General features: G+C 63.4%; 16 protein-coding genes. 7 read left to right on the forward strand and 9 right to left on the reverse strand.

Annotated elements, in window-relative coordinates; genetic code table 11:
- Positions 1-6: 6 nt before the first annotated feature.
- Both CHC01_RS11415 and CHC01_RS11420 read right to left on the reverse strand, forming a co-directional pair.
- Positions 7-1,176, reverse strand: coding sequence for a CmpA/NrtA family ABC transporter substrate-binding protein (locus CHC01_RS11415; protein ID WP_089264705.1), 1,170 nt, complete (start codon positions 1,174-1,176; stop codon positions 7-9).
- Positions 1,176-1,766 (reverse strand): ANTAR domain-containing response regulator, encoded by a 591-nt coding sequence (locus CHC01_RS11420; RefSeq protein WP_089264382.1) that lies wholly within the window; start codon positions 1,764-1,766, stop codon positions 1,176-1,178. Before CHC01_RS11420 ends, CHC01_RS11415 begins: the two co-directional genes overlap by 1 nt.
- A 111-nt stretch (positions 1,767-1,877) precedes the next feature.
- On the opposite strand from CHC01_RS11420, the gene rimO reads away from it, so the two are divergent.
- Entirely contained in the window at positions 1,878-3,206 is a 1,329-nt protein-coding gene (rimO, locus tag CHC01_RS11425) for a 30S ribosomal protein S12 methylthiotransferase RimO (RefSeq protein ID WP_089264383.1), read from the forward strand.
- Between the two features lie 165 nt (positions 3,207-3,371).
- Here the strand turns inward: rimO and CHC01_RS11430 are convergent, their stop codons facing one another.
- From CHC01_RS11430 to pcsA, 3 genes are read right to left on the reverse strand one after another with little or no spacing between them, the layout of a single operon-like run.
- On the reverse strand, positions 3,372-4,346 hold the full coding sequence (locus CHC01_RS11430; protein WP_068731670.1) for a quinone oxidoreductase family protein: 975 nt from the start codon (positions 4,344-4,346) through the stop codon (positions 3,372-3,374).
- 56 nt (positions 4,347-4,402) lie between these two features.
- Complete coding sequence (locus CHC01_RS11435; protein WP_089264384.1) at positions 4,403-5,140, reverse strand: TerC family protein; 738 nt, start codon at positions 5,138-5,140, stop codon at positions 4,403-4,405.
- The gene (pcsA, locus tag CHC01_RS11440; protein ID WP_089264385.1) at positions 5,137-5,871 is read right to left on the reverse strand and encodes a phosphatidylcholine synthase; all 735 of its coding nucleotides are present in this window, start codon (positions 5,869-5,871) and stop codon (positions 5,137-5,139) included. The genes CHC01_RS11435 and pcsA overlap by 4 nt, the downstream gene beginning before the upstream one ends.
- A 135-nt stretch (positions 5,872-6,006) precedes the next feature.
- On the opposite strand from pcsA, the gene CHC01_RS11445 reads away from it, so the two are divergent.
- Positions 6,007-7,209 carry a UbiH/UbiF family hydroxylase gene (locus CHC01_RS11445; protein ID WP_089264386.1) on the forward strand — a complete coding sequence of 401 codons (1,203 nt, stop codon included), beginning with the start codon at positions 6,007-6,009 and terminating at the stop codon, positions 7,207-7,209.
- A gap of 14 nt (positions 7,210-7,223) precedes the next feature.
- Here CHC01_RS11445 and CHC01_RS11450 read toward each other — a convergent pair whose 3' ends face one another.
- The gene (locus tag CHC01_RS11450; RefSeq protein WP_089264387.1) at positions 7,224-8,177 is read right to left on the reverse strand and encodes an AEC family transporter; all 954 of its coding nucleotides are present in this window, start codon (positions 8,175-8,177) and stop codon (positions 7,224-7,226) included.
- A 121-nt stretch (positions 8,178-8,298) separates the two neighbouring features.
- Here CHC01_RS11450 and hspQ point away from each other — a divergent pair, with 121 nt between their 5' ends.
- Entirely contained in the window at positions 8,299-8,631 is a 333-nt protein-coding gene (gene hspQ, locus CHC01_RS11455; RefSeq protein WP_089264388.1) for a heat shock protein HspQ, read from the forward strand.
- Positions 8,632-8,816: 185 nt separating this feature from the next.
- Here the strand turns inward: hspQ and CHC01_RS11460 are convergent, their stop codons facing one another.
- The gene (locus tag CHC01_RS11460; protein WP_068731658.1) at positions 8,817-9,635 is read right to left on the reverse strand and encodes an invasion associated locus B family protein; all 819 of its coding nucleotides are present in this window, start codon (positions 9,633-9,635) and stop codon (positions 8,817-8,819) included.
- A gap of 294 nt (positions 9,636-9,929) precedes the next feature.
- On the opposite strand from CHC01_RS11460, the gene CHC01_RS11465 reads away from it, so the two are divergent.
- The 4 genes from CHC01_RS11465 to CHC01_RS11480 all read left to right on the forward strand — a co-directional run bounded on the left by CHC01_RS11465 (position 9,930) and on the right by CHC01_RS11480 (position 15,048).
- On the forward strand, positions 9,930-11,729 hold the full coding sequence (locus tag CHC01_RS11465) for an extracellular solute-binding protein (protein WP_244558337.1): 1,800 nt from the start codon (positions 9,930-9,932) through the stop codon (positions 11,727-11,729).
- A gap of 4 nt (positions 11,730-11,733) precedes the next feature.
- Positions 11,734-13,242 (forward strand): class I adenylate-forming enzyme family protein, encoded by a 1,509-nt coding sequence (locus tag CHC01_RS11470; RefSeq protein WP_089264389.1) that lies wholly within the window; start codon positions 11,734-11,736, stop codon positions 13,240-13,242.
- 105 nt (positions 13,243-13,347) lie between these two features.
- Complete coding sequence (locus CHC01_RS11475) at positions 13,348-14,583, forward strand: hypothetical protein (RefSeq protein ID WP_089264390.1); 1,236 nt, start codon at positions 13,348-13,350, stop codon at positions 14,581-14,583.
- Between the two features lie 72 nt (positions 14,584-14,655).
- Positions 14,656-15,048: a PRC-barrel domain-containing protein gene (locus CHC01_RS11480; protein ID WP_089264391.1), complete on the forward strand. Its 393-nt coding sequence runs from the start codon at positions 14,656-14,658 to the stop codon at positions 15,046-15,048.
- Positions 15,049-15,247: 199 nt separating this feature from the next.
- Here CHC01_RS11480 and mfd read toward each other — a convergent pair whose 3' ends face one another.
- Positions 15,248-18,766 (reverse strand): transcription-repair coupling factor, encoded by a 3,519-nt coding sequence (gene mfd / locus CHC01_RS11485; protein WP_089264392.1) that lies wholly within the window; start codon positions 18,764-18,766, stop codon positions 15,248-15,250.
- Positions 18,763-19,053 (reverse strand): FAD assembly factor SdhE, encoded by a 291-nt coding sequence (locus tag CHC01_RS11490; protein ID WP_089264393.1) that lies wholly within the window; start codon positions 19,051-19,053, stop codon positions 18,763-18,765. Before CHC01_RS11490 ends, mfd begins: the two co-directional genes overlap by 4 nt.
- Between the last annotated feature and the right edge of the window lie 135 nt (positions 19,054-19,188).

Raw genomic sequence — 19,188 nt, forward strand, 5'->3', positions numbered from 1 at the left:
CCGCCGCTACGACTTCATATGCGCGATCTCGAACGCAGCGAGATGGGCAGCGATGTTGCTCGGATCGAATGGCGGTCCAGCGAAGGCGCCAACCGCGTCGGGCACATCAGTCAGAGCGCTGCCGGTGATACCGAGCGCGGCATCGTAGAGGTCGGGGCGGAACACACCCTGTGCGATCTTCAGCGCCTCGGGGCTGATCGCGGCCTGTCCCCAGCGCACCATCTGGGTATAGAGCCAGGCAGCCTGAACCGGATCGGGACGCCCGGCTCCTTCGCGGCCGACCAGCAGATAGCGCCCGCTCTCGCGCATGGTGCCATCCGGTGAAATCTTCAGCCGGCCATCCAGCGTCCGCAGCAGGACCTCCGGCGAGACGCCGATATATTGGGGCTTGGCGAGAATCGCCGCGATCTCATTGCGGTTCTCCGGGGCCTCGATGAAGGCAGCCGCGCTCACATGCGCCCGGGTGAGTGCCGCCACGGTGTCCGGGTTCTTCTCCGCCCAGTTCTGCCTCATCGCCAGCACCTTCTCGGCAGCGCGCAGCAGGATGTCGGAGACGAAATGCAGAATATGGCCGACGCCGAGATCGACCGCGACAGAATTCCAGGGCGCGCCGACACAGAACGCATCGACGTGACCGTTGGCAAGACTGTCGACCATGTAAGGCGGCGGCAGCACCACGAGACGGACGTCCTCATCGGGATCGACGCCGCCAGCCGCCATCCAGAAACGGAGCTGGTAATTATGCGTCGAGAACGGAAACGTCATGCCGAAGGTTAGGGGATCGGCGCCGGCACGGGCACGCGCGACGACCACGCGGCGCAGCGCCTGCGCGGTGGCCATCGGATCGGTCGGGTCACCGTCGAGTTCCGACATCAGCGCCGCATGTAACGCCGGCGAGACGGTAATGGCATTACCGTTGATGCCGAGATTGAACGACGCCACGATCGGCACTTTCACGTGCCCAAGCCCGAGGCTGGACGCGATGGCAACGGGCGCCAGCAGATGCGCCGCTTCGAACAGGCCGATATTCAGCTTGTCGCGGACATTCGACCACGACACTTCCCGGACCAGTTCGACGTTCAGCCCCTCGGCCTTCGTGAATCCCTTGTCGACCGCGACAATCAGGGCGGCGGCGTCGGCCAGCGGGATGAAGCCGATGCGAAGCGGGTGGTCGATCATTTCAGCAACTCCGCTGCGGTGATGATCGACTGCGCGATCTCACCGATTTTCTTCTTTTCACGCATCGCCGTGGATCGCAGCAATACGTAAGCCTCTTCTTCATTGAGGCCCTTGAGCTTCATCACGATGCCCTTCGCGCGGTCGATGATCTTGCGCTCCTCCAGCGCCGACTTGGTGCGCTCGAGCTCGTCCTGCAGTTTGGAGAAGGCATTGAAACGGGAGATGCAGAGATCGAGGATCGGTTTGATCCGCTCCTTCTTCAGCCCGTCCACGATGTAAGACGATACCCCCGCCTCGACCGACGCCCGCGCCGACTCGGCGTCGCTCTGGTCGACGAACATGGCGACCGGCCGGCGCACCGCGCGGGACACCTGGAACATTTGTTCCAGCACGTCGCGGCTGGGGTTTTCGAGGTCGATGACGATAACGTCCGGATCCAGGGCATAAATCCGGGCCAGCAGGTTATGCATCTCCCGGATATGCTGGACGTCCACATAGCCAGCCTCCCGCAGCCCTTCCTCAAGGATCGCGGCCCGGATCGGGCTTTCGTCGACGATAACGATTTTGGGCGACTGGTCGGCAGGCATCGGGCACTCACATGGATGCAGCATACCCATAGCACGCCCGCGCACGGCTTAAAGCCTTGTAATTATGGGCAAATGGGACTACCTGCTGCCTCTCAATCAGGCAGATCGAATATGCAACAGGCCGCCGCGCCCAAAATCTCCTTTGTCTCGCTGGGATGCCCGAAGGCCCTGGTGGATTCCGAGCGCATCATCACGCGCCTGCGGGCCGAAGGTTACGAACTCGCCCGCAAGCACGACGGCGCCGACATCGTCATCGTCAACACCTGCGGCTTTCTCGACAGCGCCAAGGCGGAGTCGCTAGGCGCCATCGGCGAAGCCATGGCGCAGAACGGCAAGGTCATTGTCACCGGCTGCATGGGCGCCGAGCCCGAGCAGATCGAAGCCGCCTATCCCAACCTGCTGTCGATCACCGGGCCGCAGCAATATGAAAGCGTGCTCGACGCCGTGCATCGGGCGCTGCCGCCGGTGCACAATCCGCACATCGATCTGGTACCTCCGCAGGGCATCAAGCTGACGCCGCGGCACTACGCCTATCTGAAAATTTCCGAAGGCTGCAACAACCGCTGCACCTTCTGCATCATCCCGAAGCTCCGCGGCGATCTCGTTTCGCGTCCCGCCAATGAAGTCCTGCTCGAAGCCGAGAAGCTGGTGAAGGCCGGCGTCAAGGAATTGCTGGTCGTGTCGCAGGACACCTCGGCTTACGGCGTCGATATCAAATATGCGACGAGCCCGTGGAAGGACCGTGAGGTCCGCGCCAAGTTCTATGATCTCGCCAAGGAGCTGGGCGAGCTCGGCGCCTGGGTGCGGCTGCAATATGTTTACCCGTATCCGCATGTCGACGAAGTCATCGGCTTGATGAATGCCAACAAGAATGTGCTGCCCTATCTCGACATCCCGTTCCAGCATGCCGCGCCGGACGTGCTCAAGGCGATGAAGCGCCCGGCCGCGCAGGACAAGACACTCGCCCGCATCAAGACGTGGCGCGAGGAATGCCCCGATCTGACATTGCGCTCGACCTTCATCGTCGGCTTCCCCGGCGAGACCGAAAGTGATTTCCAGTATCTGCTCGACTGGCTCGAGGAAGCGCAGATCGACCGCGTCGGCGCGTTCAAATACGAGTCCGTAGCGGGCGCGACCTCCAACGCCATCGCCAATGCGGTGCCTGAAGAAATCAAGCAGCAGCGCTGGAATGCGTTGATGGAGCGCCAGCAGAAAATCTCGGCGCGCCGCTTGAAGCGTAAAGTCGGAACGCGCCAGCAGATCATCATCGACGAGGTCGGCCCGACCGTGTCGAAGGGCCGCTCGAAGGCGGACGCTCCCGATATCGACGGTTCGGTCTACATCACGGCACGCCGGCCGCTGAAGGTCGGCGAGATCGTCACGGCCAAGATCGAACGCGCGGATGCGTATGATCTGCACGGGACGGTGGCAGGGTTCTGAACGCGTAACTAAAACACCGCCATGCCCGGGCTTGTCCCGGGCATCCACGTCTCTACTTCCTGGTGGCCAAGACGTAGATGGCCGGGACATCTAGCGAAGCCGCGCTTCGCGCTTTGCCCGGCCATGACGAACGTTAGCAATGAGACTGTGGCAAAGCCACCCGCCTCACACCTTCAAGATCACCGCGCCGGTGGTCTTGCGTGCTTCCAGATCCACATGCGCCTTGGCCGCATCCTTCAGCGCATAAGCGTGATTGATCGGCACATGCAGCTTGCCGTCGATCACAGCCGAGAACAGCGTGTCGGCGCCCTCCAGCAATTCAGAGCGCTTGGCGACATAGTCGTTCAGCTTCGGACGCGTCGCGAACAGCGAGCCGTGATTGTTGAGTTCGGCAATCGCGAATGGCGGTACAGGGCCAGAGGCATTGCCGAACGACACCCACATGCCACGCGGCTTCAAGCATGACAGCGAGCCCGGATAGGTGGTCTTGCCAACGCCGTCATAGACGACATCGCAGAGTTCGTTACGGCTGATCTGCTTCACGCGATCGACGAAGTTCTCTTCGTTGTAATAGATGACGTGATCGCAGCCATTGGCCAGCGCCAACTCGCCCTTCTCTTTCGAACCGACGGTGCCGATCACATGCGCACCCATGGCCTTGGCCCACTGGCAGGCGAGCAGACCGATGCCGCCCGCTGCGGCGTGGATCAGCACGCGGTGATGCGGCTCGACCTTGAAAGTCTTGTGCAGCAGATACCAGACCGTGAGGCCCTTGAGCATCAGCACGGCACCCTGCTCGTGGGTGATGCGATCGGGCAGCTTCACCAGCCGGTCGGCGGCAAACACGCGCTCGGTGGCATAGCTGCCGAGGGCCGAATAATAGGCGACGCGGTCGCCGGGATGAAAGCCGGTGACGCCCGGACCGACCTCGATCACTTCGCCCGAGGCCTCATTACCGGCAATGAACGGCAGCTGCGGCGCCTTGTAGAGGCCGCTGCGGAAGTATGTATCGATAAAATTGACACCGATGGCATGCTGGCGGATGCGCACCTCGCCCGCAGCCGGTGCCGGGACCTGCACGTCTTCATAAGTGAGGACTTCGGGTCCACCGATCTCATGGACGCGGACGGCTTTGGTCATCGTTCAATCTCCCTGAGTGACTTTGGTCTCAAGCGATAACCGACAGCCGCGTGATGTCAACCTGTGCCCGGCTGGGCCCGCTTTCGGCGGTTGCGCTTCGCCAGCACGTTGAACAACTCGACCGCCGCCGAGAACAGGATGGCGAAATAGATGTAACCGCGCGGGATGTGGAATTTGAATCCATCCGCCATCAGCGAGACACCGATCAGCACCAGGAAGGCCAGCGCCAACATCTTGGTAGTCGGATATTGCGCCACGAAGCGTGCCACGGGTCCGGACGATACATACATCACCGCACAGGCGATGATGACGGCGGCAACCATGATCTCGATGTCCTGTGCCATGCCGATCGCAGTGATGATGGAGTCGAGCGAGAACACGAGATCAACGACGATAACCTGCAGGATCACCCAGGCAAAGGCGTTCGGTGCCGGCTTCTCGTTGCCGGGTCCCTCGCGCGCCTCGACCTCGGCATGAATCTCGTGCGTTGCCTTGGCGATCAGGAACAGACCGCCACCGATCAGGATCAGATCGCGCCAGGAGAATGCGAGGCCTCTCACCGTGATGACGGGTTCGGTCAGGCCGATCAGCCAGACGAGGACACTCAGCAGGATGATGCGGAACACCAGCGCCAGCGCGAGACCGATCTGGCGTGCGCGGGTGGCCTGCGGCTCCGGCAGCCGCGACACCAGCACTGACAGGAAAATCACATTGTCGATACCAAGTACGATTTCGAGCGCGGTCAGCGTCAAGAGCGCGGCCCAGGCTTCGGGGCTGGAAAACAGTTCGATCATGATTTGGAGGGCCTCATGAGGCGGATGACGGCGTCACCGCAGACAATGTAAAAAGCGATCGCGCAGAGCGCTACCGTAATAGGCAAAGCAACAGCGAAGTTCTGTATCAGCGTGATGACGGCCAGCACAGCCCATATCGCCATCAGCGACAGGTTCAACCGGCGCAGACGCGTCACGCGAACGGGATGCAGCACATGCACCGGCACAAAGGTCAGGACAATCAGCGCCAGCATCGCAAGGCTGGCTATGACGGGTGATGGTTGCAGCAGGAACAGATAGAACGCCGCCCCATTCCACAGTGCCGGAAAACCGCGAAAGTGGTTGTCGTCGGTCTTCATGCGCTTGTCGGCAAAATATAGTGCGCTGGTGATGACGATCCCGGCACCGAGCAACACCGCCGTCCACGGCACCAACAGACCGGAGGCCGCGATCGCATAGGCCGGCACGAACACGTAAGTGAGGAAGTCGACCACGAAATCGAGCGCATCGCCCGACCAATCCGGCAACACGCGGCCGACGTCGAAGTGTCGGGCGATCGGGCCATCGAGCCCGTCAATGATCAGCGCCAAACCGAGCCAGCCGAACATCACAGCCCATTCGCCGCGCACGGCGCTCATCATGGCAATGAGTGCCACGCCGGCACCGAGCGCAGTAAAGATGTGAACCGAGAACGCCGCCGCGCGCGCGGATCGTGATGACGACGGGAGTTGGTCCGGACTCGAAGCGGTCATGTGCCAGGAATTGCTAGCAGGAATCCGCCCGATTTGCACAGGCACCGATGCGGCACTCGGCCGCCCGATCACGCGGGAACGATTCCGCGGCGCGTAAGGCTTGAAAATACCGGGCCAAAGGCCGATGGTCCGGCCATGACCGAGACCCCTGTTTCCACCTCCATCTATGATGTCGCCGTTGTCGGCGGCGGTCCTGCCGGCCTTGCTGCAGCCCTCGCGCTGGCCGAGACCGGCGCCCGTACCGCCCTCGTCGCCCGCCGCGTCCCCTATGGCGACAACCGCACCACCGCGCTGCTGGGCGGCTCCGTCGCGTTTCTGGAAAGCCTCGATGTCTGGTGCCGCTGCGCCGACAAGGCGGCTGCGCTGACGACCATGCGGCTGGTGGACGACACGGGCCGGCTGATCCGTGCCCCCGAAGTCAAATTCGTCTGCAGCGAGATCGGCCTCGAGACCTTCGGCTACAATATCGAGAACCGCGAATTGATGATCGCGCTCGAAGCGCGCGCCGCGGAATTGACCAATCTCATTCGCATCGATGACGAAGCCGATACGGTCTCGCCGGACGAGATGCAGGTTCAGGTCCGCACGCGACAAGGCAAGGTCCTGGTGGCGCGGCTGATCGTCGGCGCCGATGGCCGCCAATCCCTGTGCCGCGAGGCAGCGGGCATTTCAGTCAAGCGACGCGCGCTTGACCAGACCGCGCTGACCTTCAACATCACGCATAGCCGGCCGCACAAGAACATGTCGACGGAGTTTCACACCCCCGCCGGTCCCTGCGTGTTCGTGCCCCTGCCCGGCAATCGCTCCAGCGTCGTCTGGGTCAACAAGCCCCGGGATGCCGAGCGCCTGATGGCATTGAGCAACGAGGCATTGTCGGACGCCGCCGAGAAACAATCGCATTCGATCCTCGGCCGGGTTCAGGTCGAGCCGGGTCGACACACGTTCCCGCTGGCAATCGAGCAGCCCGCACAGCTAGCAAAGAACCGCATCGTACTGGTCGGCGAAGCCGCGCATGTGGTGCCGCCGATCGGTGCGCAGGGTCTCAATCTTGGCCTGCGCGATGCCGGCGATATCGCTGACGTCGTTCGCGATGCCGGCATGAATGGCGCGGATATCGGGGCAGCGCCGGTGCTGGCGCGTTTCGAGCAGATACGCCGCAGCGATATCTCCTCGCGTACCTTCGCTATCGATATGGCTAACCGCTCGCTGCTGAGCGATCTCCTACCGATGCAGGTGATCCGCGCGGCCGGCATGCATGCGATGGGGTCTATAGGCCCGTTGCGCCGCCTTGCGATGCGCGAGGGCCTGTCGCCATCGTGGCGCAAGAGTGCTTCCTAGAGATCTCGCGCGTCCTAAGGAAACGCGATCTGGCCGGTCTTCAGGAAATACATCACCGAGGTCAGCGTCAGCACGGACACGAAGGTGCCGAGCAGCACCGCGACCGATGCAGGCTCGATCCAGCTGTCATATTGCCGCGCGATCACGAACACGTTCAGCGCCGGCGGCAAGGAGGCGAGCAGCACGGCCGTCGCGGCCCATACCGGCGGGAACGGCCCGAGCAGCAACATCAGGCCGAACACGATTAGCGGATGGATGAGCAGCTTGATGAAGATCAGACCAGGCACCTCCCACGGCACGCGCCCCAGCGGCCGCAAGGCAACCGTCACACCGAGCGCGAATAGCGCAACGGGCGCAGCAGAATTCTGCAGGAACAGCAGCATGCCGTCGATGGCGACCGGCATCTGGATGTGAAACGCCGCGACGAAGGCGCCGAGATAGGCTGCGACGATCAGCGGATGCAGCACGATGTGCTTGATGACGATGCCGATGGTCGGCAGCAGCGGACGCTTGTCGCCTGAGGTCAGCGCCATCATCAGCGGCGCGATCGAGAACAGGAAGATGCTGTCGAAACAGAACACCAAAGCGGTCGGCACCGCCGCTTTCGGCCCGAGCACCGCCAGCGCGAGCCCCGGTCCCATATAGCCGATATTGCCGTAGCCGCCGGCGAGCCCGGCCATCCCGGCCTCGCGCATGGTCAGCCGGCCCAGGAATTTACCGGTGCCGACCGACAGAAAGAACGCCGTCGCAGTCGCCAGCGTGGTCCCGATCACAAAGGGCAGATTGTTGAGTTCCTCGAACGGCGTCTTGGCCATGATCCGGAAGAACAGTGCCGGCAGCGACACATACAGAAGGAAAAAATTCATCCAGGCGAGGCCCGTTTCGGGCAGGTTCTTCACCTTGCCGCAGGCGAAGCCGATGAAGATCAGCCCGAAATACGGCAGTGCAAGATTGAGGACGTCCATCATGTCAGGCGTGTTTTTCTTGGTTCTTGGCCCGGCGGGCGGGATAGCGGGGAGCGGCCTGCGGCTGTCTTAATTCCGTCGTTTGCCTCTAGCATCGGCCACAATCCTGGTCTATTCGACCAGAATGATTAAAGCGCGGACCGCCAAATTCCAGATTGGACAGATCGTCCGCCACCGGATCTTTTCGTTCCGGGGGGTGGTGTTCGACATCGATCCGGAATTCAACAACACCGAAGAATGGTGGCTGTCGATCCCCGAAGACGTTCGTCCGAACAAGGACCAGCCATTTTACCACCTGCTGGCCGAGAATTCTGAGTCGGAATACGTCGCTTATGTCTCCGAGCAGAACCTGCTTCCCGATGAATCCGGCGAGCCGATCCGGCACTCCCAGGTCGCCGAGATCTTCATCAAGGACAAGTCCGGCAGCTACCGGCCACGCAATCCGTCGCTGAATTAGCCCGCTTAACGTTTCACGCCTCTCCCTCGTCCGTCATTGCGAGGAGCACTTGCGACGAAGCAATCCAGCTTTTGGCTTGCTGGATTGCTTCGCTGCGCTCGCAATGACGTGGATGGGTCAACACCTCAACCCAACAAAAAAGGCGCTCATTTCTGAGCGCCTTTTCGTTTGTCTGTTGAACCAGCTTACTTGGCGGCTGGATTGGCCGGGGCCGCCGGTGCTGCACCAGCTGCCGGCTGCTGGGCTTCGAGCTTGGCGCGGGCTTCCGCAGCGCGCTTCTGCAGCTCTTCCTGCAGCTTCTTCTGGGTTTCTTCGAACACCTTCGGATCGGTCGGCGGGCCGTCATAGGCCTTGGCGAATTCGGCCAGCGGCAGCGGCAGCGTCAGCGGTGCGCCGTTGGAGTTGATCGCCTGCACGATCAGGTTCTGGCCCTTCTTGAGATTGGCCAGGAGCTCCGGGGTGACTTCGTAATCCGACATACAGCCGTTTGCGAAGCAGATCACATAGGGGCTCTGCGCCGGGGCATTGCTGTCCACGATCACGCGGGTGCCGTGCACGAGCTGCATGCCGAGCGGCAGCGTCACGCGCAGGATCTTCTTCGGTTCGCCTTCCGGCTCGATGATGACGGCGGCGATGACGGGCTGGCCCGACTCGATGCGGCCGTCCTTGCCGGTGAAGCAGACCTGCTTGGCATTGGCGTCCTGGCCCTTGAGGCAGAACTTGGTCCACGGCGCGTAGATCAGCTGAACCTGCTGATCGGCCGGCGGCGCGCCTGCGGCCGGCGCCTGGGCGGCGGGAGCGGCCGGGGCAGCAGCCTTCGGAGCGGCCTTCGGGGCAGCCTTGGGCGCAGCAGCCTTCGGCGCTGCGGCAGGCGGCGCAGCAGGCGCGGGAGCCTGCGCATGTGCAACCGGAGCGATCAACGTGGCGGTCAAGGCCGTCGCCGCCAGAAGCGCGAAGCCCCGCCCGCGCGGCAGAACCGACGCAGCCAAGAGACGGAAATTCATTTCGGAAAACCCTTTCTGAACGGAGGCGCTCATATCCCGGAGGCGGCGCTGACAGTCACCCGTTGGCGGGTGTCTCGGTGCCAATTAAGGCCGTTACGTGACAGGCCGCGCCGTCCTCGTCAATTGTCCGCTTTCAATACAGCGGCCGACGAAAAGATCAATGGCGCCAGCCCTATTTGATGCATGGCACAGGTTCGGGGTGGGCAGCCATGGTAAAGTTCCTCTGTGAAATCAACCGAATCAAATCGCACACATGCACGGGGTCTTTCGACCCTGTCCAAAGTGATCGCGGCGCTGGCCTGCTGGATAGCTCTGGCCGCCCCAGTGGCCGATTCCGCACAGGCCGATCCCGGCCACGCGATCGCCATGCACGGCGCCCCGGCCCTGCCACCCGATTTCAGGCAGATGCCCTATGCCAATCCCGACGCGCCGAAAGGCGGCCGCATGGTCCAGGGCGTGCTCGGCACTTTCGACAGTCTCAATCCCTTCATCGTCCGGGGCATCGCGGTGCCGCAGATGCGCGGCTATGTCATCGAAAGCCTGATGACCCGCGGCCAGGACGAGGCCTTCACGCTTTACGGCCTGCTCGCCGAGAGCGTCGAAACCGACGATACCAGAAGCTTCGTCACCTTCCGGATCAATCCCAGGGCCCAATTCTCCGACGGCAAACCCGTCCTGGCTGCAGACGTGCTGTTCTCCTGGCAGCTGCTGCGCGACAAGGGCCGGCCCAATCACCGGCAGTATTATTCGAAAGTGGCCAAGGCCGAGGCGCTGGATGAGCGCACGGTCCGCTTCGACTTCGGCGGCCAGGCGGATCGCGAATTGCCGCTGATCCTCGGGCTGATGCCGGTGCTGCCGAAACACGCCGTCAATCCCGACACGTTCGAGGAAACCTCGATGGCGCCGCCGCTGGGCTCCGGGCCCTATACGGTGACGGGTGTGAAACCCGGCGCGGCGGTGACCCTCACCCGCAATCCCGCTTATTGGGGCCGCGATCTGCCGATCAATCGCGGGCTGTGGAATTTCGACGAGATCCGCCTCGACTACTATCGCGAGGCCAACACCCATTTCGAAGCCTTCAAGCGCGGCCTCTACGACTTCCGCGTCGAGAACGAACCGCTGCGCTGGCACGACGGCTACACATTCCCCGCCGCCACGTCCGGCGAAGTGATCCGCGACAGCATCAAGACCGGCCTGCCGAAGCCGTCGGAATTTCTGGTGTTCAACACGCGGCGACTGATGTTCGCCGATATTCGCGTACGTCAGGCGCTGACGCTGCTATTCGATTTCGAATGGATCAACCGCACCTACTTCTTCGGCCTCTATGCCCGCTCGGCCGGTTTCTTCGCAGGCTCGGATCTCTCCGCTTATATGCGCGCCGCGGATGATCGCGAACGGACCCTGCTGCAGCCCTACGCCTCAAATATAGCCGCCAATATTCTCGATGGCAGCTACCGCTTGCCGGTCAGCGATGGCTCGGGCCGTGACCGTCCCGCGCTGCGCACTGCGCTGGCGTTGCTAAAGGATGCCGGCTACGTGCTCGATAACAACGTGCTGCGGCGGCAGTCGGACAAAACGCCCCTCGCCTTCGAGATCCTCGTCACCACCCGCGATCAGGAACGCATCGCGCTGGCCTATGCACGCGATCTCAAGCGCGCCGGCATCATCGCCAGTATTCGCTCCATCGATTCCGTGCAGTTCGACCAGCGCCGCATCAATTTCGAATTCGACATGATCCAGAACCGCTGGGACCAGTCGCTGTCGCCGGGCAACGAGCAGTCATTCTACTGGGGCTCGGAAGCCGCCGACAATCCCGGCACCCGCAACTATATGGGCGCGAAGAATCCCGCGGTCGACGCCATGATCTCCGCCATGCTGGAGGCCCGCGACCACGGCCCCTTCGTCGATGCCGTCCGCGCCATGGACCGCGCACTGATCGCAGGTTTCTACGCTATCCCGCTCTACTATGTCGGCGAGCAATGGATTGCCCGATGGAATCGGATAGAACGACCTTCGACCATCGCACTCTCCGGCTATTTGCCGGAGACCTGGTGGGCCAGAACGCTGCCAGCTTCGCCGCCGAACCGGAAGTGACACCGTGACCTCACCCACGCCGAATGCCTCGCCCACCCTCGACGGCCTGTTTCGTCGCATCCTCAGCCGGCAGCCGCAGGCGCTGGCGCTGGTCGACCCCGCCGACAAGCTGCGCATCACCGCAACCGAGCCGCAGCGGCTGACCTTTGCGGACGCCGACCGGGCGATCTCGGCGCTGACGGCGCATTTCATGGAGGCCGGCCTCCCCGCCAATTCGGTCATCGCCGTCCAGCTGCCGAACACCGTTGAATTCGTGCTGACCGTGCTGGCTGCACATCGCGCCGGCCTCGTCGTCGCGCTGCTGCCGCAGCTCTGGCGCCAGGCCGACCTGACCATGGCCCTGAATCGCTGCAGCGCGCGTGCGCTAGTGACGTCGAGCAAGATCGATGGCGTCAGCCATGCCGACCTGATCATGAACGCTGCGGCTGAAGCCTTCTCGATCCGCTATGTCGGTGGCTTCGGCAGCGATCTGCCGGAAGGCATGACCCCGCTCGACGCCGTATTGACCGGCGAATTCGCCGAACCCACGCCGGTGACGCAGGACGCCCGCCGCGCGGCCATCGTCTCCTTCGATGTCACGTCCGATGGCTTCCGCGCGGTGCCGCGCACGCATCTCAATCTGATCTCCGGTGGTCTTGCCGTGTTCCTGGAAAGCGGCATGCCACAGGGCGCCACGATCATGTCGGCGATGGTGCCGTCCTCTTTCGCCAGTATCGCCTCGTCGCTGGTGACCTGGCTGCTCTCCGGCGGCGTGCTCGCTTTGCATCATCCGTTCGACAATGCGGTGCTGGAACGTAGCATCGCTGCCAATGCCTGCGACGTGCTGCTGGCGCCCGCGCCGCTGGCGCAGCGTCTCGCCGAAGGCGGATTGCTGGATCGTTCGCCCGTGCTGCGCTACGTGCTCGGCCTCTGGCGCGCGCCTGAACAGGTCGCGGCTTCGCCGGCGTGGCCCGGCTCGCAGGCCTCGTTCACCGACGTCTATCTGTTCGGCGAAGCCGGCCTGTTCGGCGCCGTCCGCGGCGACGACGGCATGCCCGTCGCCATCATGCCGGGCCCGCACGGCGCACCGCGTGCCCAGCAAGGCTCCTCCATTGCCGGCGATATCATGCTGACGCCCAGGGGCACGCTGGGCCTCCGCGGCCCGATGGTACCGGTGCTGGCCTATACGGCCCAGGCCGACGCCAGCAACGCGCTGATCCCCGCCCAGCCGCTCGATTATGTCGATACCGGCTATATGGCCCGGCTCGACCGCGCGACCGGCGCGATCAATATCACCGCTCCGCCCTCGGGCATCATGGCCGTCGGCGGCTATCGCTTTCTGGCGCAGGACCTCAACGAATGGGCCAAGCGGCTCGGCGAGAATGCGATGCTGACTGCGCTGCCAGATCGTCTCAGCGGCTACCGCCTCGCCGGCCGCGCCAGCAATAACGGCCGCGCCCGCGACGCCCTGACAGAACTCGGCCTCAATCCGCTGATGGTCGAAGCCTTCCGCGACCGTGCCGCAGCCGACTGAGCGAGCAAAAGCGATCCTGAAAATGCGAGCGATCTCATTGACTCTGCATTAAGGACGTCGGGCTAGCCTGCCGCGATCAGTTTCGCGTAGAGGTTCAGCTCAAGCATGTCCGACCAGGCCACGATCGTCGCCGTCTCCAACCAGCAGCCGGCCGCGTTTGCGACAGCCCTGGCGGAGAGCAACATCTTCCCGGTTGTCGATGCGACATGGGCCGAGGCGCTGGATGCAGTGGCCCGGGTCCAGCCGGCCGCCGTCGTGGTGTCGGCCTCCGCTGGCGACATGCCGACCTTCCAGGCGCTGGCGAAGCGCCTTGGCGCCAAGCAACCTTACGTGCCGCTGATCGCGATCGATCCCGCCACGGACTTGCCGGGCCATGCGATCCCGCTCACGCAGACTGACGGCAATTTCGATCGACTCAGCGCGCGGCTGCGCAATGCGCTGCGTGTGCGCACGCTGCATGCCACCGTCATGCGACGCCTGACCGCCGAAAACCTGCATCGTATGTCCCTGCAGTCGGACCCGCTGGACGATGCGACGGTGATGCTGATCGGCCGCGGCGGGGGTTATGCCGCGCTGTCGGTTGCGCTCGGCGAACGCGTCGGCGTGGTCGGCGCGCTCAGCATCGAGGCTGCCGCCAAGCATCTCAATGCGCGCGACCTCGACGGCATCGTCATCGGCGAGGGCTTCAGCACGCGCGTCGTTGATGCGTTTCTCACTGTCCTCACCGAGGACGCACGCTTCCGCAATCTGCCCGTTGTCGTCACCGTGCCCGGCCTGACGCCGAGCTACGATCTCGCCAATCTCGAAATGGTCGCCGGAGACGCCGACACCGTCGCGGCCACGGCGCTGCCGCTGCTGCGCCAACACGCCTTCGAGGCGCGTCTCGGCCGCACCTTGAAGTCGATCGAGTCCGACGGGCTGCTCGATCCCGCTACCGGCCTGCTGACGACGGCAGCCTTCGAACGCGATATCGCAACCGCCGTCTATCACACGCAAACCCGCGGCGGCGGATTGTCGATGGCCCGGTTCTCATTCGACAATATCCCGCTACGTGCGCAGCGCGACGCTGCGCGGATCATCAGCCGGCTGATGCGGCGGATGGACTTCGGCACGCTGCAGAGTGACGGCTCGATCGTGGTCGCTTTCGCCGAAACCGACCAGCGCAACGCCCATATGATCGCCAGGCGGCTCTCCAGCGTGATGAAGCACACCATGCACGGACCCAAGCGCGATGCGCGCAACGATCCCCACGTCACGGTGATCACGATGGAGCCAACGGATACCGCGAAGTCGCTGCTGGCGCGCCTGCATGGCGAGGACGCGCAGCGCGTAGCGTCTTAGTTCCAGAAATAAAATCAGGAACGAAGTATCGAACGTCGCATTGTAGGTGCATCTGCAATGGAGACAACGATAATGAAAAAGCTCGCACTGATCACCGCTTCCCTCGCCCTTCTCGCCACGCCGGTTCTGGCGCAGTCGGCAGTCACGACAGGCGCTGCACCCGCCGAGGCAAAGTTCTCGACCGTCTCCAAGGAGGAGATGTTCTCGTCCAAGCTCAAGGGCCTGAACATCACCAACCAGAAGGATGAGACGATCGGCGAGATCAGCGATCTCGCAATCAAGAACAATCAGGTCGACGCGCTGATCCTGTCGGTCGGCGGCTTCCTCGGCATGGGCGAACACTATGTCGCAGTCTCGCCGGCTTCGGTGAAGGTGAGCCTGAACAAGGACAACAAGTGGGTGGCGTCGATGAACACCACCAAGGAGGCCCTGAAGGCCGCTCCGGAATTCAAGTATCCGAAGTAAGCGTCGCGTAGTTCAACGAACGGCCGTCGGCAGCAATGCCGGCGGCTGTCTTGTTTTGCGGCATGCTCTGTCCTCATCCTGAGGAGCCGCACTTTGGCGGCGTCTCGAAGGATGCGTGTTCGGCGCTGACTTCGCAGCCATCCTTCGAGACGCAGCGCCATCGGCGCTGCTCCTCAGGATGAGGACGGAGCGAAAGCGCCTAAGCCGCCTTCTTGCTCTCCGCGAGCCCCGCCAGAGCGCGCAGGATTTCTGTTGCGCCTTCGAGACGTTCTTCCGGTGTTCCCCAATCCTGCAGGAACACCACCTTCATATCTGGGCGCACCTTCGCGGCCTGGCCATACTGCTTGATGAAGAATACCAGCCTGTCCGGCTGCGCGAACGAGTTGTCGCGGAACGAGATGACAACGCCCTTCGGACCGGCATCGACCTTCTCGACATTGGCGCGGCGGCAATACGCCTTGATGGCCGCGATCTTGAACAGATAGCGCACCTCGTCAGGCAGCACGCCGAAACGGTCGCGCAATTCGGCCGCGAAGGCTGCAATCTCATCGTCGGTTTCGAGATCGGCGAGCCGGCGATACAGCGACAGCCGCACCGCAAGATCGGCGACGAAGTCGTCGGGGATCATCACCGGCATGCCGAGCGTGATGGTCGGCGACCACCTGTCGGCGACCGGCTCGGAGATACCCGACTTGAGCGCCAGGATCGCCTCTTCCAGCATCGACTGATACAGCTCGAAGCCGACTTCCTTGATATGACCGGACTGCTCTTCGCCGAGCAGATTGCCGGCGCCGCGAATATCCAGATCGTGCGAGGCGAGCTGGAAGCCGGCGCCGAGGTTCTCCAGCGACTGCAGCACTTTCAAACGGCGTTCCGCCTGGCCGGTGATCTTGTGCGTCGACGGCAGCGTGAACAGCGCATAAGCGCGCAGCTTGGAGCGGCCGACACGGCCACGGAGCTGATAGAGCTGCGCGAGACCGAACATGTCGGCACGGTGAATGATGAGCGTGTTGGCGTTGGGAATATCGAGACCCGACTCCACGATCGTGGTGGACAGCAGGATGTCGTATTTGCCGTCATAGAACGCCGACATGATGTCTTCGATGACCGTTGGCGCCATCTGGCCATGGGCCACGGCGACCTTCATCTCCGGCACATGCTTGTCGAGGAAGTCCTTCACCTCGGCGAGATCGTCGATGCGCGGCACCACATAGAACGCCTGCCCGCCACGATAGCGCTCACGCAGCAGCGCTTCGCGGATCATCAAGGGATCATGCGGAGCCACGAAAGTGCGCACCGCCAGACGATCGACCGGCGCCGAGGCGATGATCGACAGGTCACGTACGCCGGTCAGCGCGAGCTGCAGCGTGCGCGGGATCGGCGTGGCCGACAGCGTCAGCACATGGACATTGGCGCGGAGCTGCTTCAGCCGTTCCTTATGCGTCACGCCGAAGTGCTGCTCCTCGTCAACCACGACGAGGCCGAGGTCCTTGAACTTGATCGACTTGCCGAGCAGCGCATGCGTGCCCACGACGATGTCGATGGAACCATCTGCAAGGCCCTTCTTGGTCGCCGTCAGCTCTTTCGGCGCTACCAGCCTTGAGGCCTGCGCGACATTCACCGGAAAACCCTTGAAGCGCTCGGTGAAGTTCTTCGCGTGCTGACGCGCCAGCAGCGTGGTCGGCACCACGACGGCGACCTGCTTGCCTTCCATGGCCACGGCGAAGGTCGCGCGCATGGCCACTTCCGTTTTGCCGAAGCCGACATCGCCGCAGATCAGGCGATCCATCGGCTTGCCATGTTCGAGATCGTGCAGCGCGGCGTTGATCGCGGTCTGCTGGTCCTCGGTTTCCTCATAGGGAAAGCGCGCGCAGAATTCGTCATACTGCTCGCGCGGTACGACGATCCGCTCGGTCTCGCGCAGATGCCGCTCGGCGGCGATCTTGATGAGTTCGCCGGCAATTTCCTGGATGCGGTTCTTGAGCTTGGCCTTGCGGGCCTGCCAGCCAGAGCCGCCGAGCTTGTCGAGCTCGACATTGGTCGCGTCGGAGCCATAGCGCGACAGCAGTTCGATATTCTCGACCGGCAGAAACAGCTTGGTCTCGTTGGCGTAGCGCAGTTCAAGACAGTCATGCGGTGCGCCGCCGACCTGCAACGTCTGCAGCCCGACGAAACGGCCGATGCCGTGCTCCACATGGACCACGACGTCACCGGCAGCGAGACTCGTCACTTCCGAGATGAAATTGTCGAGCTTGCGGCTCGCCTTGCGCGGCCGTACCAGGCGGTCGCCAAGGATGTCTTGTTCGCTGATAACAGCGATCTGGTCGGTCTCGAAACCGGATTCCATGCCGACCACGGCCAGCATGGTCTCGTTGCGGGGCGTCGCCTGCACCGCGCGCCAGGAATTCACCATCTGCTGGTTGAGCAGCTTGTGGTCCTTCAGCATGCTCGCCATGCGGTCGCGCGAGCCCTCGCTCCACAGCGCGACGACGACCTTCTTGCGCTCCGCCTGCAACGCCCCAATATGCGCGACCACGCGCTCGAACACGTTCACATTGGCGTCGGCCCGCTCCGGCGCGAAATTGCGGCCTGCCCGTGCACCCGCGTCGACCACGCCCGGCGTGCCGTCCGGCACGGCGAACGGCGACAACCGCGCCATTGCGAGATCTTCCAACCGTTTGTGCCATTCGCTGTCGGTGAGATAGAGCCGGTCCGGCGGCAGCGGCTTGTAGATCGCGCCGCCGCCGGGGATGCCCATGGCTTCGCGGCGCGCCTCGTAATAATCGCCGATCTGCTTGAAGCGTTCGGTGGCGGCATCTTCGCCCTGCGGCTCGATGGCGACCGGCGTGCCCGGCAGATAATCGAACAGCGTGTCCATGCGGTCCTGAAACAGCGGCAGCCAGTGCTCCATGCCGGGATGACGGCGACCTTCGCTGACCGCTTCATAAAGCTGGTCGTCGCGCTCCGGCGCGCCGAATTGCGCGACATAGCCCATGCGGAAGCGGCGGATAGTTTCGGTGATGAGCTGGAATTCAGACACCGGCACCAGATCCAGCGCGCGCATATCCATCAGCGTGCGTTGCGTCTCGGCATCGAAGGCCCGGATCGATTCCAGACTGTCGCCGAAGAAGTCGAACCGCACCGGCTGGTCGAGGCCCGCCGGAAACAGATCGAGGATGCCGCCGCGCACGGCATATTCGCCGGGCTCGCGCACCGTACCGGAGCGGGTGTAGCCGTTGTGTTCAAGCCAGGCGACGATGGAGTCCATCGGCACCACATGGCCGGGCGCGACAGACAGCGCCTGCGCCGCGACGATCTCGCGGGCCGGCACGCGCTGCACGACGGCGTTGACCGTGGTCAGCACGATCATCGGCTTGTCGCTGCCGGTGAGGCGCGACAGCCGCGCCAGCGTGGTCATGCGATGCGCGAGAATGCCGCCATGGGGCGAGACGCGGTCGTAGGGCTGGCAGTCCCAGGCCGGGAATTGCAGCACCGGCAAATCCGGCGCGAAGAATTCAAGCGAGCGCGCCAATTGCTGCATGCGCGGCCCGTCACGGCAGATCACGGTCAGGCTGACCGCAGGCGGCTTCGGCTTGGCCGCAACCGCGCGTGCCAGATCGGCAACGATCAGGCCTTCGGCACCCTCGGCGACATTGGCAAAGGTCAGCGCACGGCCGGGCGCAAGCTGTGCGGCCGGCGAGGCAACGGGGGATTTCATAGAGGCTTGTCCAGATTCCGGAACAGCTTGATGCGCTCGAACAGCGGCGTGCGGTACTGCTCGTCCAATTGGGTATCACCGACGAAGGCCGGATAAAGCTCGGGGTCTTCCAGGCCGATCAGGTCTTCGAGCTGCTTGAGTTCGAGGTCCGCCAGAATGCCGATCTCGGCATCCGCGAAACGGCCCAGAATGAGATCCATCTCGCGCGTGCCGCGGTGCCAGCACCGGAACAGCAGCCGCTTGCGGCGGTCATCCAGGCCGTTGCTCGATCGTGTCGTTCCCGTCATCTGTCCATCCCGCCCAAAGCCCGCAAACGCAGAAAGCCCGGACGTGCCGGGCAGGCTCATATAGCCTCCGCTTCCGCCCCTGTCAGCACCTCATAACGCATTGCTTTCGCCTTGAAATGCATCCAAGTCTCGCAA

Origin of the sequence: Tardiphaga sp. OK246, from assembly GCF_900188215.1 — a bacterium.
GTDB lineage: Bacteria > Pseudomonadota > Alphaproteobacteria > Rhizobiales > Xanthobacteraceae > Tardiphaga > Tardiphaga robiniae.